Source organism: Pedobacter polysacchareus, assembly GCF_019802255.1.
GTDB classification, from domain to species: Bacteria; Bacteroidota; Bacteroidia; order Sphingobacteriales; family Sphingobacteriaceae; genus Pedobacter; species Pedobacter polysacchareus.
Map to the genome: position 1 here is coordinate 721,253 of NZ_JAHYSS010000003.1, position 15,179 is coordinate 736,431.

The following is a 15,179-nucleotide window of genomic DNA, read 5'->3' on the forward strand; positions in this document are numbered from 1 at the left end:
TATGAAATCTATATACAAATACCCATGCTTATTCCTCATGATTCTATTATGCGGAGCCTGTAAAAAAGAATTCCTGGATAAAAAACCTTCCTCCAACATCCTAACCCCAACCACATTAGTTGAACTCCGCAGCTTACTGGAGGCTTCGGATATAATTAGTTTTACTGGTGGTTTACCACAGATTTCTGCCGATGAATACCTGATCGTATCTACAAGCAACTATCTAGCATTACCCAATGCTGTTCAAAGAAATGGATACATATGGAGTAAAGAACTATATGATGGAGAGGAAGTCAATGATTGGAACCTTCCATTTCGCCAAATATTCTATGCAAACAGTGTGCTAGATGTCCTTAACCGTAGCTCCTTTACAGACAAGAAAGAAAGTGAAATCATTCGTGGCTGGGCTTGTTTTGTCAGAGCCTACGCCTATTATGACTTAGCTAGGAACTTCTGTAAAGTCTATCAGCCGGAAACAGCCGATACAGATCTAGGACTTCCATTGCGATTAAAACCTGATGTTGATGTTTCTGAAAAAAGGTCTTCCTTAAAAAAAACATTTAACCAAATTTTTGATGATTTAAATATAGCGGCCTCAGTACTTGACCCCTATGTACCACCTTTAAATAAAAACCGACCTTCAAAAGCGGCAGTGATGGCCCTGAAATCAAGGATCTATTTGTACATGGGAGATTATAATAATGCAGAAGTATATGCAGATAGCACCATAACCTATCATAACAAATTAATTAACTACAACAATGTGAGCACCACATCGGATATTCCCTTTGGATATAATGCTGATGAGGTGATTTATCAAACCACCCACCTAATTGCCTATACAGCAACCTCAGGAACGGGAAACCGGTTAGATATTGAGGTGAATCCAGAAGTTTATCATCTTTTTGAACAAAACGACCTAAGGAAATCCATTTTTTTCAGGACCAATTCCTTAGGTAAAATCAATATAAAAAGAGGTTATATAGGCGCAGGATCCTATCCTTTTACAGGATTGGCTACAGATGAAATTTATCTAATTAAAGCAGAATGTCTCGCACGAAAAGGGGACGCAATAACGGCAATAGACAAACTGAATCAATTGTTAATAAACCGTTATAAAACTAATCTCTTTTTACCACTAACAGCTGCCTCCCCCGCGGATGCACTGCAAAAGATATTAAATGAGCGCAGAAAAGAACTCCTATGGAAAAGCTTGAGGTGGTCGGACTTAAAACGATTAAATCGGGATGGAGCAAATATCACTTTAACAAGATCTATAAATAATGTGACTTATACACTTCCTCCAGGCGACCCTAGATATGTCTTTCCAATCCCTAATCAAGAAATAACCTTAAGTGGAATTCAACAAAACCCAAGATAATATGAAAACGATCCTACTAATTATCATCACCTTCTTTGCAATTCAAAACCCTACCTACTGCCATGCGCATCAAGGAAGTAAAACAGAACATCCTTTAGCTATCACCATAACTACCTCATTTGATCAGCCAAATGAATCCAGCAAATTCAATGGCTCAATTGATATATTTCAGACCTACTCTAACTATCAAATTACGTTCAACTCCTCTAAAGTAAACTTCACGAATCTTGATCCAACAATGAGAAGAAAAATACCAGTTCCATCGGAAATCTCCTATTTAAAAATTAACTATTCAGTGGATGGAAAATTCAGTTCATATTATTTAAATCCAACTCGGATCTACAGGGTTGAGGCAGGCGATGTTTTTGAATGCAAATTTTTCAAAGATTCTTTAGTATTTTATGGACCAGATGCGGCGAAAATGAATATCCAATCAATAATTTTTGATGTACCAAGTAGGGCTCATTCAAAAAAGCAGCTATCTCAATCTGACCCGGCTTATTTTGATACAGAGACCAGCAAATATGAAGGCAAATTCCAAGACCAAATTGCGCTTTTAGCTCGTTACAAAAATGAATTGAGCGTGGAACTATACGATTATCTTTATTTTCAATGTTTAGGCCTCAAACACTACCATTGCGTGAGCTTAATTACCGTATCTAGGGATCTTGGGCCTGATTTAAGAGCACGTGCAGTTGACTACTACCACCAAAAGCTAAAACATACGATTATAAGATATTCTGACGCTGCAAATGAAGCTTCCTATTTTACGGACTTTCTATTTAGAAAGGAAAAGATGGAATATGAAATTGAATTTAATAAAGATGGATTTAACAAGACAGGCGCTAATCGGCTCCTGGACCGAATTTCTTACCGCTACAAGGGTTTAACAAGGGAAAAGCTCTTGATAACAGCGATGATCGACCTTCCTAAAAGTTACAATGATGCTGATGCCTATCTAGAACAAAGGAATTCTCTGACTTCAAAGCACTCACCATACCATGAAATTCTCGAACAAATTAGACTTGCATTTACCCCAAATACTAAGGCCTATAATTTTTCATTATTGGATTCAAATGGGAGGTCTCATCGCCTTAGTGATTTCAAAGGAAAAGTGGTATTAATAGACTTTTGGTTTACCGGCTGCAGGGGATGCGCCATTTTAAACAAAATGATGACTCCAGTTTTTGACCACTTTAAAAACAATAAAAAAGTTATGTTCATTTCCGTGAGTATTGATTCAAATCGAGAAATTTGGTTAAAATCTCTTAACGAAGAAGTCTACACCCATACCAATAGCATCAACCTACTGTCTGATAAAGAGAGACAACTCATTAAATATTATAATATCACCACCTATCCAACACTTTTATTGATAAATTCTGAAGGAAATCTCATCACTACAAAGCCTCCCTTTCCTACAGATGAGGCTGCACAGGCAGAGCTTATCAGACTAATTGAAATGGGTGTTTCAGAAATCAAGGATTGATCTTCTTTTAAACGATTAGGGAATAATTAAATATGGGGCAGCGATAACAACGCTGCCCCAATTAAAATTAATTAAAATAACTTCCCGTTCCAGAAGTAGAATAGGGAGTTAAAGTATAATCTCCCAAATCCGCAACAGGAATAATTTCTGGACTACTAGCCTGCGAATCAAGGTAAACTGCACATTTTTGGATGCCCACCACTTGGCAGCGACTTAAATCAGATGGGGCACCTGGTAATTTTTGATATTGCTGCAAGTCATCATTCCAGCCGTAATAGCTAATTGCAAATTTTGCAGATGGAGTTGTCATAGTGCTTTTAAAAGCACTAAATCCAACCGCCAAGCCAACTACCAGAAGGCTCAAAGCGATTTTTTTGATGTTTGAAATTATCGTATTCATAATATGCTTTTTAAATTTTTAAGAATGTTGTTTTTTCATTAGCCATATTGCACACAGGGCAAGAGCAATAAATCCCATATTAAACCACAAATGTGCCGTCCAGCTTAATTTTTGAATGATCAGATTGCAATGACAAGGCAACTTTTCTTCCCAGAGTAACATACTCAGAATGTAAGCCGTAAAAACAACCATTAGACTGACAAAACCATATAATCCCCATTTATAAGTTTTAGGGATGATCAGTAGCAATGAAACTACTATCTCTGATATGGGTACCATCCAGGAGATCAAGGTTGCATAAGTACCAATAAGCTTAACTTTAGTTAAGCCACTTTTGAAAATTTCATGGTCTTCAATTTTGCCATACGCAGAAATTAGAAACAGGAATAAACAAACAAGAATTATTAAAAATGCAATTCTTTCTTTGCTACGCGCTGTAAGCCAAAATCTACACTTGCTAGCGGTTGTAATATCCATTGTAATAGGTTTGATCATTCAAAATATTATTAATTGTGGATTCCTCCACAGTAGACCTTTGGTCCACAAAACTTCAATACTCTTTGTCACCGCTCTCCTTTCTTTTTATAAAACATAAATCCTACAACCCTAAGTTGTGAACTATCCGTAAAAATAAATGCGGTGAATACCACTAAAAAAAAGGGTCTATAACTAAAAAAAATCCGGCCAAAACCGGATTTCATCAAAAATTAAAATCAGGAGAGATAACGGGACAAATGGCAAGGTGGGATAATATTGGTTCCTGAGTTCGAAGAAAATTTCATTATCGAAAACGATTTCTATTGACAGTTGTTCATGTAGCCGAAAATAGTTATTCGAAGCATGAAATTAAATGAATTAAGAAAAGGAAATATCGTTTATACCACAAGTACTACCGCAACCTATGGCCGTTACCCAGTTTTAGTTGTTGATATTGATGCTGATCATGTCTCCTATGTCAGTGAAAAGCATCAGTACTTCTGTGAACTTAAACCTTTTCGCATTATACCTAAGAAAATTACCCCTATTCCTTTATCAAGCAGCTGGCTAGAAGGGTTTGGATTTACGGATTCAAGGCTCACTTTGCCAGCGGAATTCGAGCTGGAGGTCTGTTTAGATTCAAATACATATATTATTCATCCGTTTAATAGCGAAAATGAATTGATCGATTCAGGATTAAATATCAATAACGTTCACGAGCTGCAAAATCTTTACCACGCTATCACAGGTGATGAATTAAATTTAATAGATTTATAAAAATAAAATCATTAAAGTAACTTAGATTTTTACTTTCAAAAGTATCCTTACTATTGACACGAAAACTTTTAAAATTATGAAAGGAAAATCCGTTTTTACACCTGAAGAAGCAATATTAATAAAGAACACAATTGACGCCTGCAGAGAAGCTGGCCGTTACACCAACAAAGATAAAAGGGACACGCTTCGAAAAGTATATAACTTTTACATCTCGGATTTCGACAGATCAAGGGATGGCTTCACTTCTGTCAACTTTGATCACCAAGTTTTAATTGGCAATATTAAAATTGAAGAAGATCCTAAAGTTACGTTATTATATGAATTTGTGAATTTCGATTACGAATCTGATGAGGCACAAACCAGGTTTGATGAACTAACGAAAAGAGTGAAAAACCACGCCTTTATCAGTGAAGATCATAAACAATTTGTTTTTATGTTATTGAAAGAGGTGAAAAAGCGATTACGCACTATGATGATCAACTAAGAATACGGATATGAAAGCAAATGAGCTAAGAATTGGAAATCTGGTTTATTCCCAAACAGAGGTTGAAAATGGGCATCATCTTCCTGTGATCGTTATTGGTATAGATACAAAGCATATCACCTATTTAAGTCAAAACCACCGGATTCACTCTGAAATTAGGCCATTCCAAGTTATGCCAATCCAGCTTTACCCCATCCCATTGACAAAAATCTGGCTTGATAAGTTTGGCTTTAAAGATTCACTTATTCTATTACCTGAAAATGGAGAATTAGAAATCAGGCTTTTTAGCAGTACATTTCATATATGGACCACTAAGGAACAAGTCGATATCCCTATTTATAGAAATCAAATAAACTATATTCACCAACTACAGAATCTATATTTTGCATTAACAGGAGTAGAATTAGCCCTTTTGGGATAATTTTTGAATATCTAGATATACTTATCTGGTTATTATTCCAGATAGATCCCAATAATAATGGAATCAATTCTTAAAACCTTACTGTTCATTAAAGAAAACGCTAACAGAATTAGAAGACGACAAGTTAGTAAACAGAAAAATATACCAGTAGGTACCTCCCAAGGTTGCATATTGTTAACATCTGTTAGACAGGAATTAATCCCACTTTTAGAATCATCTAAAGGAATGGGGAGATAAACAAATAGAAAAGGAATATGGAAAAATAAAGTAAGTATGTTAAAATTTCAACATTAGTCGCTTCATTTTGCATGGTCCGAATGCAAAAGAAGTATGTTAATTTTAAGAGCAATTCATAAAACAAAGACATTATTCCAATTCCTACTTTAAGAAATCATAATTAATAATTCTTTCTGAGCTTGCCAAGCCTATCGGCAGACATACTCATATACTCTGCAACATATTTTAACTTAGTAGCCGCCAATAACTGAAGTAAAACCGGTTTATGTTTCAGATAACGATCCACCGTATTTAAGTTTTTGATATCATCGATATGTTCCTGTCTGAGCTTATCATAAGTTCCCCTGATCTTTTCAGTAATAAACTCCGTTTCTTTAAAGCCTTCCTTCAAATCAGTCCAATCCTGATAACTTATCAACAACATCCTAGAATCTTTTAATATTTCGATGGTACACTCCGATGGTTGCTGGCTAAAAAAACCTGGAGTAGTATATAAAAAACTCGTTTCAGACCAAAACCACATAGTTTTTTCTTCAAAAGTCTCCCCATTTACCCTGATCTCCCTGGCTAGACCTTCCAGCATAAACCAAGCGATCTTTTGCTTCTCATGGAAATTTAATATCCTACTTCCCTTTTTGTAGGTAGTTTCCTGCAACTTACTTCTCAACATCGTCCGAAAACTATAGTTCAGAGTATGGTACTGCTCCAAGATTCGGATCAAGTGATCGAAAGATTCATCAGTTACAGGATTCATGAGTACAAAGGGTTATGGGATAACATGGACTCATCGGCAAAACCTAATTTTTGCATGAGTTCAATCTTTTTGTTCACCCCGGTTTTAAAAAAAATATGCCTGATGTGCGTATCAACAGTCTTTTCAGAAATAAATTCCTGAACAGCAATCTCTTTGTACATGAGTCCACTACAAAGCAGCTCGGCAATTTTTTTTTCACGTGGGGTGAGTCCAAAATTATCGCAGCGCTTCAAAAATTTGTGCTGCTTGTTCACATAGCCAGTCATTTTCTGTTCCTCTTCTACCCTTGCTTTTAAAACCGACTGTGCTATAAACAATATGGTCAGTAACAAAAAACCCAAATTAGTGACCAGCACCTCTATCCATTGACTGATGTTAAAATAAGCGAATAAACTCAAACAAGCCCAAGGCAATACCGCGAAATACACCCCAATCAGCTCGACACTATCAGAACAATAAATGGAAGCTTGCCTAGCTTTAAACTTAGCCTTGATCGCTACAAAGATTGCCCACATCATGTAAATAGAATAACCAAAAGGAATAATTAATCCATAACGAAGGGCAAAGTTGAGATCACCACTCTTGCCATAAATCAGCACAAAAAACAAGCAGTAAGGCAGTAATAAAAATAGATGCACCCCATAAAAAGCCTGAAAGCGCAGCAACTTCAAATCGAAACTTTTATAGAAATAAAAGGGGAAATAAGCAGCCATTAAAAATCCAGCACCATAGGCGATAATATTCTGAGTAACCATGGAAAGAGAAAATTCAGGATCAGGAAAAAGACCAGAACTCACATTGTAAAAAATCAGCAGTCCTAATAAGATCAAATACCATAGTAAAGACTTATCCTCAGGGCAGGACAAATAACGATACAGCTGAACAGCCAGCATCATTAGTTCGAAGATCACAAAAACATAAGTGATCACATGCATCTCGGAGCCAAAAACTACCATAGCAGATCATTTGTAAAATGATATTGTTTAAGTTTCCATTTTCATGAAGTATAATTTATAACCAAGGTTGATTTCATGATAAATCTTAAATCCAAATTTTTCATACCAAGGCACATTTTTCAAAACTGAAGTTTCCAAAAAAATAGGCCTGTTCATCGCCCTGGCATCAGCAATTAAAACCTCTAGTAATTCAGTACCAAGACCCAGGTTCTGAGCCCGGGGATGAACACCAATAAACCAGAGGTAATACATCTTTACAATGGGCTTGGAGTGGTTAACTAAGGATTCCCTTTTCATTATTTTAAACAGCTGGCTAACACCAATTACCCTAAATATGAGTTTCAGATCCCAAAATAACATACTCAACGAACACATTTTTTTATCCGGAAGCATGACCAAGGCACAGGCGCGACCATCTGCTGAAACAAAAACTTTCCCATAAGCAGTACATACCCTAAAAGCGTAATCCATCAGCTCAATAAGCCGCTGGGAACGTAAATGATCTTGCTTTAGCATATAATTCACACTCAGGTTATGCTCAAATGCCTTAGCTAAGATGTCCACGACGTGTTTCTTATCATTATTCAGCGTTTTTACCATATCCTTTCATTTAAATTATATTTCAAGCAGTTGAGATCAACCTATGTCTGATCGACCTTTTTGATCATTAAAAGACCATTCTAACATTTGCCGGATCGTTTTGGAAATCATTTCCCTTCCTTGTTCAGTTCTGATGTTAATCCCGCAATTAATAGCTTCATTTTTTTTGGATTGAAGTACCATATAATAAATACCTGAAGTCATGATAGCGGATAATGCCCGGAAATTCAGTTCAGATTTTTCAAAATACTTATCCGTATACGAGAAAAATGGCTCAGCCATGCTTTCTCTTAAACTACTGAGCCGCTTTAAAATGTTGCTGTCCTCAGATATTTCAGACAGAATAATGTGCTGCATCTCTTCACTGTTATAAAAAAAGTTGAGCTGATTCTTCAGCAGCTCAGCAATACTGGCAACAATCTGTTCCTTGTTAGCCTGAGGATGAAAGACCTCAGGAAACTCTTTATTATCAGCCAGCCAAAAGTCTTTCTCTCTAATATAAGTTTCCACCAAGGTATCTACATCTCCAAAATACCGGTAGATCAGGTTTTTATTTACTCCCGCAGTTTTAGCGATCCGGTTCAATCCCAAACCGCGGTATCCATCTTCCTTTAAAATCACACCAATAGCGGCAATCAATTTACGTTCAGTTACAACCCTATCCTTAACATTTTTTACTTCTTTTTTTTCATCTGGTATCTTTGTCATATATCCGGGAAATTTTAAGTTTTTTGTCCATAAATTCAAATGCATTTAAAGCCTTGTCCAGTTGGTGGGTGGTATGGGTAGCCATTAATGCCATTCTAATTCGGGCATCCTTTTTGGATACCGCAGGATAGATGATACAGTTGGTATACACCCCCGTCTTCAGTAGCATTTTGACTGCTTCAGCCGTTACCGCAGGATCACCAAGCTTAACAGGAATTATTGCTGAGGCAGTATCTCCAATATCAAAGCCCAAATCCAGTAAACCCTTTTTAAAATGGTGTATATTGCTCCAAAGTTTTGACATCCACTGAGACTCATTTTCTAAAACATCCATCGCAGCAATTACCGTCATGGCTGTAGCTGGTGGCATTGTCGCGGAAAAAAGGTGTTGACGGGACTGAAATTTCAGGAAACGAATCAGTTCTGGATCCCCGACCACATAACCACCTAGGCCAGCAAAGGCTTTGCTGAAAGTCCCGGTAATGATATCAATCTCGCCAAAAAGTCCGCAGGCTTCAATCAAGCCACGACCGGTATTTCCAAGCACTCCTATCCCATGCGCGTCATCCACTAAAATGAAGGCATCGTATTTCCGCACCAATACTACCATCTCTTTGAGCGGCGCCAGATCACCATCCTGAGAGTATACCCCATCTATGACTACCAATTTTGTTCGGTACTGGTCTTTCACTCTTTTTAAGACATCCTCCAACTGCTCCAGGTTATTATGAAGAAAAGTCTTAACATTGGTATTCAGGCAGCCTTCATACACGCTCGCATGTACAGCCATATCCAATATCGCAATGTCCTCTTTTTTTAATAAAGCCTGAATCGTTGCGCTATTTGCAGTATATCCGGTAGTATAAAGCATTGCAGATTTACGCTTAAAAAAGGAGGCTATTTTGTCCTCTAACTGCTGATGAAAACAAAAATGCCCACCAATCGCTGGAGATGCTCCCGCCCCTGTTCCATATTGCTCGATAGCCTGCATAGCTGCATGTTTAACTTTATGATGCTGGGTGAAACCTAAGTAATCATTAGACACAAAGTTCACAAACCTTTTGTCATTAGCCTTACCTTTTAAATTCAAACTAAGTTCGGGACCGCATCCTGATAAATTTTCAAGGCGGTAATTAAGATGGCCTTTATCATCCAGATAATTTAGATACCTATTAAAGGAAATTGCTCTTTCCATCATATTAAGGCCGGGAATGTTTTCAAAGTCCTTAAAACTTAGTTTAGAATAGTCCATGATCTTATCAGGTTAGGGTTAACAAACATCATGTGTCTGATTTTACAAAAATAGACACACTAATGTAAGTAGTATAAATTTAATTATCAAGAGCTATTTTTCTCAACACACTAAACAACAAGCACATACAAAAGAAACAGATGAACCTATAATTTACGAACATTTTAAAATAAGCTGATTTGATTTAAAAGGACAGTTCAATTTTTTGAATTGTGTAACACCAATCATTTTATTGGTCAGTTAAAAATCCAGAATGGGTTTATTTATATAACCTGTATATTCAGCTCGTAAATAATTTTCAACTGGGTTCTTTAATTGACTTACTACCGATATGTTTAAACTATTAGAGCAGTACCTTAGAAAAGAAAGCGAAATAGATCAAATAAGTCTTGAACTTATATTTAGCAAGTTTAAGCTGATAAACACAAAACGGAACCAGATACTACTTAGCTACCATGAAGTATGTAGGAACCACTATTTTGTGAACAAAGGGTGTATTAGAGTTTTCACGACCAATAAAGAAGGCAAGGAAACTACTCGTTTCTTTGCTTTTGAGGGTGGATTTGGAACGGCTTTACCCAGTCTAATCGATCAGCAGCCTGCACAAGAGTACTTACAAACCACTGAAAAATCTGAATTGTTGACCATAAAAAGAGCAGATTTTTATCACTTAGTGGATACCATCCCTGAATTTGCTAAGGTATACAGAAATATCTTAGAGCTGGGATTTATTACCGCGCAAAAGAGAATCTATGGCTTCCAGGGTTTTGATGCTATAGAAAAAGTGAAGTGGATCAACAACTACTATCCTAAAATTCTTTCCAGGGTATCCAATAAAATGGCAGCCTCCTACCTTGGTATGTCTCCCTCCACCTTAAGCCGCGTTAAACGAAAGATTTAAAAACGTTGACCTATTTCAACGTTCTAGGCAAGTCCCAAATGTAACTTTGAGAAAAAAGGTACTATGAAAAAATATCTAAAACTGTTCCTATTTATACCCATATTCTGCTATGGACAATTAAAAGAAAAAACTGGTCTGCCAAAGGATCCTTTCCAGAATTTAAGGCCAGACTTACATACTTCTTATGTCAGCAAAATAGACCAACTGACCTTACTGGCTGCGACTGAACTGAGCGGTTTAGTCCAGAAAAAAGCGTATGAACTTAACAGAGTAGTTTCCATTGCAGTTGTAGACCTGGCTGGACAAATCATTGTAATAAATCGCGGAGATGGTGTAGGTCCTCACAATACCGAAGCAGCCAGACGAAAAGCATTTACCGCTGTTTCTACTAAAACGGCTACACTTCTGCTAGCTAAAAACGCAAAAATGAACTCTTCGACCGAAAATTTAGCACAGCTCCCGGAACTTTTGCTACTCGGAGGAGGAGTTCCCCTTTATTACAACGACAAATTAATTGGAGCAGTCGGTGTAGCAGGCGGAGGAAGTCCTGAGAACGATGACCTAATTGCAAGAGCAGCACAGATATTAAGCCTTAATCTAATCGCCAGATAAAACATCCAATCACCAATAAATTTAAGATTATGTATATAAAAAAAATAATTCTAGGACTGATACTGGGTTTGTTCTCTAGTTTCGCCTACGCACAGCAACCAAGCTATCAGTTATCAAGTCATATCCTTGATGTTTCCACAGGACTTCCTGCACAAGGGGTCCCAGTTAAACTTGAAAAGCTGGATGAGAAAACTAAAAAATGGTTGTCAATAGATCAGAAAAACACCGATGAAAATGGAAGAATCAAAGATTTTCTGGAAACCAATACATCTCAAAAAGGAATTTTTAAGCTTACATTTCTAATTGCTGATTACTTTAAGCAAAAAAACACTGCCTCCTTTTATCCCTTCATCGAAGTTGTTTTTGAAATCAGGGACGAGAAACATTACCATGTACCCATCACCTTATCACCTTATGGTTACTCCACTTATAGGGGTAATTAGTAATACTGTTTTTGTATAAAAATAACATTCGAGTGTGTATTGTGTTTAAACCTGAATTTATCATTCTGGCCTGAAGAATTTAACTTATTCAGGCCAGAATACCCTTTAAATACGCTTTTTGTCATATATTTTTACAGCTATTACAAATAAGTTTTTATACATTTTGACCCATATATTTAAATCCATAGCTCATGGAGGTTAACAGATGAAAACAACCTGCCGGAATTTACTGCGGCACGATTTAAAGCTCAAATTGGGTTGATCTGATCTAAGGGTTTCTTTGGTTTATTTTGCCGATTTGCGCTGTTAACTATAGTCTTAACTTCTTGTTTTTCCTTAGGCTCTTTATCTACAACACTCGGCTGATCAGTTAACTTCTGAAGTTCAGTAGCCACTAAATCCCTTATCTGCGTTCTAATTTTCTGGTACACCTGTTCTACATCATATGGAGTTACATTTTCTACTACCGGGATCGGCTGATAAGCAGCCTCCTCCTGTTTAATGGCCTTGTGGTCATTTTGAATTTCACAATGGAACATCTTGAGCTTCATTTTCTGATTAGGATTATCTGAAAGTATCCCTACAAACTCGCCAGAAGAAAGAGTGGTAATTTTAGAGGCCGGTATCGCAGACTCCAATTGTAAAGACTTAGATATAGAAATATCACTACTGCTAATACTCCTACTTTCACGGTCTTGCATGATCCTACCAAAATTTTCACTGAACTTTTTAGCAGAATCCCCATTGACCTGACCAGAAATAATATTTCCAACAATACCAGTGATCACCGAAGCCTGTTCTGAGCCATAATCTTTACGAATCTGTTCCAGGCTCTGAACCGCTAAAGACACGCTTATCAAATTTGATCTGCAAGTTGCCAATAAGGAATCGGTACCATTTAGGAAAATCGAGGGAAATTCATCGAAGACCAGACTAGATTTCAATTGGCGTTTGCGGTTAACTAGTTTGATCATCTTAGAAATGTATAGAGAAAGAACTGCTCCATAAGTCTGCTGCTTTTGGGGATTATTCCCCATACAAACAATCTTTGGTTCCAGAGTATTGTTCAAATCCAGGGTAAAATCATTACCACTGAGCACATAATATAACTGAGGTGAGGCTAATCTGGCAAGACCTATCTTAGCGCTGGCAATTTGCCCTTCCAGCTGAGCCTTGGCATTATTCTGATAAGCCGAGATAAATGGGTCAATCAGTACCTGAATCTCTTCACAGGTCACTAAAATTGCAAAGAGCTGATCGTAATGTACCTGCATCAGCTCTATCACATGAGGCAGTGTACAATACCTGCCGTTTTCATAACATCGCAAATACCAAATGATTGAAGTTAAAAAATTGATGGGAGATTCCACAAAGAAATCTCCCTGTTTTTTGATCCAGTCCCGGTTCAGTCCCATCATAATGGTCCGCGAGGCTTCTGTTGCATCTGTGATGTCCTCCATACTCACCGGATCCAAAGGATTACAGCGGTGGGTACGACTCAGATCATCAAAATTAATGATGTAAAATTTGGGCTTAACCTTATAAAGGTGATAATATTTCAGCAGCTTGTTATAGGCAATCATGGAAAGGTCATCGTATTTGAAATCGTAAACGAACATACTAAAGCCCTTAGCTAGATGCTGATCTATGATGTGGCGAATCACAAAATAACTCTTTCCTGCTCCAGGACTCCCTGCAATCAATATCCCTCTAAACGGATTAATGATATTGATCCAGCTATCTCTGATCCGGTCTTTTAACTGGTACTTTGCCGGCAGATTAATAGAATATTCATTCTCTATGAGCTGCTCCTGTTGCGGGAAAGTTTCATTTTCTGTATTAAATACATCCTTGTTCAGGCTGTCTTTTATCAGCCTGGATAACAAGGTTCCTCCGGAAAGCAGTAGCAAATAACCAGTAAGTGTCAGGCCTATATAGCAAACAGCCACAATTTCAGCCGCTGCATTCAAATAAAAGCATACTACACTAGAGAAATACAAGAGTAGACCTAAAATCAAATAGACTGTAATTTTGTTTACCTGGATGCCCTCTTCCTTTCTGCCTTTTATACCTAAAAGTGAAATAAAAAGACAAAGCAGAGCTGACACCTTCGCAACTAAAAATCCGTCAAAGAACTCCGTTTTAGCAATATTTTCAATGATTCTGTTGGTAATTATCATAGTCCAGCCCCAGCTTTCAAAAGCGACATAACAGCTCAGGTAAAAATGTACAGAAAGTATAAAAATGCTGATGTAGCGGGTAAAGTCTACAATTTTCCTAAGGGCAGTTAGATCCTCTCCTGTATTCATAAGCACAATATGTTTATTGGTGGAATTTTTACAAACTGAGTCCTTGCTGCTGGCCTTTGCCTTTTTTGCGACGCTTCTTCCTCCTGTTGCTCGGAGCCGGACAATCATTACTTTTTGCTAAAGCGATTTCCAGAAAATTTGTTGTTGGGATGGCCTTTAGATAACTTGACAACTCCAATTTTAATTCAGTAGTTGGTTTCCTGGATTTATCCTGGGTATTTGCCTGTTCCAATATTCTTTCCCCTTGCTGCTGAATTTCCAGCCGCTCCTGTAGATTACCATTCTTCAAGGTGTTAGCGTAATTAAAGGTATCCTCCAGGCCTCGATCAAATCCAAACTGCTGATCAAACAAACGTTCTCCGCATGCTTTAAAAGCAGACCGATCAAACTGACCAAGCTTTTGGGAATGGGCAGCATTTTTACCTTTTGAGGTATTCATCGGACTTAGTCTAATGCGATTGGTGATATCCTTGCGGCTCACGATGACCTGAACATGCAACTGCTCTCCAGGCTTGGGGCTTCCTTTTTTTACGGTACCATCTTTAACCTGAGGATCATTGTAGCTGTAATAGCGGTAGTGTTCCAACTTTGCATACCACAATAGGTCTTTTTCACCATTAACGCCGGGCCTTTTAAAATTACAGGCATATTCATTCATTACCCCAGCCGCATATTCCTTTAAAGCATTCTCCACTCCTTTTTCTCCATAAAGCGATTTGAGGTAACTGATCTCTTTCTGTGAAGGACTGATGTTGAGTAGAAAAAACTTAGCATCATCCTTACATAGCTTTGCAATGTTCTGATCCAGATTGTGTTTAACCAAATAGGATGGAATGGCATCGCTTGTACCATTAAACCACAGTTCAGGCTTTAGGTCTTTTGACATTCTATTTTCCTTATCCAGGTAATGCACCAACTCCCCACAGCTACCTTTATTATTTCCCTTATCACTATCAGTAATGTTGATAAACATAAGAC

At 37.4% G+C, this 15,179-nt stretch carries 17 protein-coding genes; 8 read left to right on the forward strand and 9 right to left on the reverse strand.

Annotated elements, in window-relative coordinates; genetic code table 11:
• Position 1: 1 nt before the first annotated feature.
• Positions 2 to 1,381, forward strand: a complete 1,380-nt coding sequence (locus K7X70_RS10710; protein WP_222537053.1) for a RagB/SusD family nutrient uptake outer membrane protein — start codon at positions 2 to 4, stop codon at positions 1,379 to 1,381.
• Between the two features lies 1 nt (position 1,382).
• Positions 1,383 to 2,870 carry a TlpA family protein disulfide reductase gene (locus K7X70_RS10715; RefSeq protein WP_222537054.1) on the forward strand — a complete coding sequence of 496 codons (1,488 nt, stop codon included), beginning with the start codon at positions 1,383 to 1,385 and terminating at the stop codon, positions 2,868 to 2,870.
• Positions 2,871 to 2,937: 67 nt separating this feature from the next.
• Here K7X70_RS10715 and K7X70_RS10720 read toward each other — a convergent pair whose 3' ends face one another.
• Complete coding sequence (locus K7X70_RS10720; RefSeq protein ID WP_222537055.1) at positions 2,938 to 3,270, reverse strand: hypothetical protein; 333 nt, start codon at positions 3,268 to 3,270, stop codon at positions 2,938 to 2,940.
• Between the two features lie 18 nt (positions 3,271 to 3,288).
• Positions 3,289 to 3,765 carry a MauE/DoxX family redox-associated membrane protein gene (locus K7X70_RS10725; protein WP_222537056.1) on the reverse strand — a complete coding sequence of 159 codons (477 nt, stop codon included), beginning with the start codon at positions 3,763 to 3,765 and terminating at the stop codon, positions 3,289 to 3,291.
• Positions 3,766 to 4,110: 345 nt separating this feature from the next.
• Here K7X70_RS10725 and K7X70_RS10730 point away from each other — a divergent pair, with 345 nt between their 5' ends.
• The 3 genes from K7X70_RS10730 to K7X70_RS10740 all read left to right on the forward strand — a co-directional run bounded on the left by K7X70_RS10730 (position 4,111) and on the right by K7X70_RS10740 (position 5,429).
• Positions 4,111 to 4,524: a hypothetical protein gene (locus K7X70_RS10730; RefSeq protein WP_222537057.1), complete on the forward strand. Its 414-nt coding sequence runs from the start codon at positions 4,111 to 4,113 to the stop codon at positions 4,522 to 4,524.
• Between the two features lie 76 nt (positions 4,525 to 4,600).
• On the forward strand, positions 4,601 to 5,008 hold the full coding sequence (locus tag K7X70_RS10735; protein ID WP_222537058.1) for a hypothetical protein: 408 nt from the start codon (positions 4,601 to 4,603) through the stop codon (positions 5,006 to 5,008).
• Between the two features lie 10 nt (positions 5,009 to 5,018).
• Positions 5,019 to 5,429, forward strand: a complete 411-nt coding sequence (locus K7X70_RS10740; RefSeq protein ID WP_222537059.1) for a hypothetical protein — start codon at positions 5,019 to 5,021, stop codon at positions 5,427 to 5,429.
• A gap of 397 nt (positions 5,430 to 5,826) precedes the next feature.
• Here the strand turns inward: K7X70_RS10740 and K7X70_RS10745 are convergent, their stop codons facing one another.
• Genes K7X70_RS10745 through K7X70_RS10765 form a run of 5 tightly spaced genes read right to left on the reverse strand, consistent with a single transcriptional unit; the run spans position 5,827 to position 9,936 of the window.
• Entirely contained in the window at positions 5,827 to 6,420 is a 594-nt protein-coding gene (locus K7X70_RS10745) for a cyclic nucleotide-binding domain-containing protein (protein WP_222537060.1), read from the reverse strand.
• Positions 6,417 to 7,376, reverse strand: a complete 960-nt coding sequence (locus K7X70_RS10750) for a helix-turn-helix transcriptional regulator (protein ID WP_222537061.1) — start codon at positions 7,374 to 7,376, stop codon at positions 6,417 to 6,419. Before K7X70_RS10750 ends, K7X70_RS10745 begins: the two co-directional genes overlap by 4 nt.
• A 27-nt stretch (positions 7,377 to 7,403) precedes the next feature.
• On the reverse strand, positions 7,404 to 7,976 hold the full coding sequence (locus K7X70_RS10755; RefSeq protein WP_222537062.1) for a GNAT family N-acetyltransferase: 573 nt from the start codon (positions 7,974 to 7,976) through the stop codon (positions 7,404 to 7,406).
• 36 nt (positions 7,977 to 8,012) lie between these two features.
• Positions 8,013 to 8,684: a TetR/AcrR family transcriptional regulator gene (locus K7X70_RS10760; protein ID WP_222537063.1), complete on the reverse strand. Its 672-nt coding sequence runs from the start codon at positions 8,682 to 8,684 to the stop codon at positions 8,013 to 8,015.
• Entirely contained in the window at positions 8,665 to 9,936 is a 1,272-nt protein-coding gene (locus K7X70_RS10765) for an aminotransferase class I/II-fold pyridoxal phosphate-dependent enzyme (protein ID WP_222537064.1), read from the reverse strand. The genes K7X70_RS10760 and K7X70_RS10765 overlap by 20 nt, the downstream gene beginning before the upstream one ends.
• Before the next feature lie 331 nt (positions 9,937 to 10,267).
• On the opposite strand from K7X70_RS10765, the gene K7X70_RS10770 reads away from it, so the two are divergent.
• The 3 genes from K7X70_RS10770 to uraH all read left to right on the forward strand — a co-directional run bounded on the left by K7X70_RS10770 (position 10,268) and on the right by uraH (position 11,892).
• Positions 10,268 to 10,837 (forward strand): Crp/Fnr family transcriptional regulator, encoded by a 570-nt coding sequence (locus tag K7X70_RS10770; RefSeq protein WP_222537065.1) that lies wholly within the window; start codon positions 10,268 to 10,270, stop codon positions 10,835 to 10,837.
• A gap of 63 nt (positions 10,838 to 10,900) precedes the next feature.
• Positions 10,901 to 11,449, forward strand: a complete 549-nt coding sequence (locus K7X70_RS10775) for a heme-binding protein (protein WP_222537066.1) — start codon at positions 10,901 to 10,903, stop codon at positions 11,447 to 11,449.
• Positions 11,450 to 11,478: 29 nt separating this feature from the next.
• The gene (gene uraH, locus K7X70_RS10780; protein WP_222537067.1) at positions 11,479 to 11,892 is read left to right on the forward strand and encodes a hydroxyisourate hydrolase; all 414 of its coding nucleotides are present in this window, start codon (positions 11,479 to 11,481) and stop codon (positions 11,890 to 11,892) included.
• A 248-nt stretch (positions 11,893 to 12,140) separates the two neighbouring features.
• Here uraH and mobC read toward each other — a convergent pair whose 3' ends face one another.
• Together mobC and K7X70_RS10790 are read right to left on the reverse strand one after the other, a co-directional pair.
• On the reverse strand, positions 12,141 to 14,201 hold the full coding sequence (gene mobC, locus K7X70_RS10785) for a conjugal transfer protein MobC (protein ID WP_222537068.1): 2,061 nt from the start codon (positions 14,199 to 14,201) through the stop codon (positions 12,141 to 12,143).
• Positions 14,202 to 14,229: 28 nt separating this feature from the next.
• The gene (locus K7X70_RS10790) at positions 14,230 to 15,174 is read right to left on the reverse strand and encodes a DUF5712 family protein (RefSeq protein WP_222537069.1); all 945 of its coding nucleotides are present in this window, start codon (positions 15,172 to 15,174) and stop codon (positions 14,230 to 14,232) included.
• Positions 15,175 to 15,179: the final 5 nt, after the last annotated feature.

Coding starts and splice junctions, on each gene's coding strand:
- K7X70_RS10710 (WP_222537053.1), top strand. CDS start 2: ATGAAATCTATATACAAATACCCATGCTTATTCCTCATGATTCTATTA.
- K7X70_RS10715 (WP_222537054.1), top strand. CDS start 1,383: ATGAAAACGATCCTACTAATTATCATCACCTTCTTTGCAATTCAAAAC.
- K7X70_RS10720 (WP_222537055.1), bottom strand. CDS start 3,270: ATGAATACGATAATTTCAAACATCAAAAAAATCGCTTTGAGCCTTCTG.
- K7X70_RS10725 (WP_222537056.1), bottom strand. CDS start 3,765: ATGATCAAACCTATTACAATGGATATTACAACCGCTAGCAAGTGTAGA.
- K7X70_RS10730 (WP_222537057.1), top strand. CDS start 4,111: ATGAAATTAAATGAATTAAGAAAAGGAAATATCGTTTATACCACAAGT.
- K7X70_RS10735 (WP_222537058.1), top strand. CDS start 4,601: ATGAAAGGAAAATCCGTTTTTACACCTGAAGAAGCAATATTAATAAAG.
- K7X70_RS10740 (WP_222537059.1), top strand. CDS start 5,019: ATGAAAGCAAATGAGCTAAGAATTGGAAATCTGGTTTATTCCCAAACA.
- K7X70_RS10745 (WP_222537060.1), bottom strand. CDS start 6,420: ATGAATCCTGTAACTGATGAATCTTTCGATCACTTGATCCGAATCTTG.
- K7X70_RS10750 (WP_222537061.1), bottom strand. CDS start 7,376: ATGGTAGTTTTTGGCTCCGAGATGCATGTGATCACTTATGTTTTTGTG.
- K7X70_RS10755 (WP_222537062.1), bottom strand. CDS start 7,976: ATGGTAAAAACGCTGAATAATGATAAGAAACACGTCGTGGACATCTTA.
- K7X70_RS10760 (WP_222537063.1), bottom strand. CDS start 8,684: ATGACAAAGATACCAGATGAAAAAAAAGAAGTAAAAAATGTTAAGGAT.
- K7X70_RS10765 (WP_222537064.1), bottom strand. CDS start 9,936: ATGGACTATTCTAAACTAAGTTTTAAGGACTTTGAAAACATTCCCGGC.
- K7X70_RS10770 (WP_222537065.1), top strand. CDS start 10,268: ATGTTTAAACTATTAGAGCAGTACCTTAGAAAAGAAAGCGAAATAGAT.
- K7X70_RS10775 (WP_222537066.1), top strand. CDS start 10,901: ATGAAAAAATATCTAAAACTGTTCCTATTTATACCCATATTCTGCTAT.
- uraH (WP_222537067.1), top strand. CDS start 11,479: ATGTATATAAAAAAAATAATTCTAGGACTGATACTGGGTTTGTTCTCT.
- mobC (WP_222537068.1), bottom strand. CDS start 14,201: ATGAATACAGGAGAGGATCTAACTGCCCTTAGGAAAATTGTAGACTTT.
- K7X70_RS10790 (WP_222537069.1), bottom strand. CDS start 15,174: ATGTTTATCAACATTACTGATAGTGATAAGGGAAATAATAAAGGTAGC.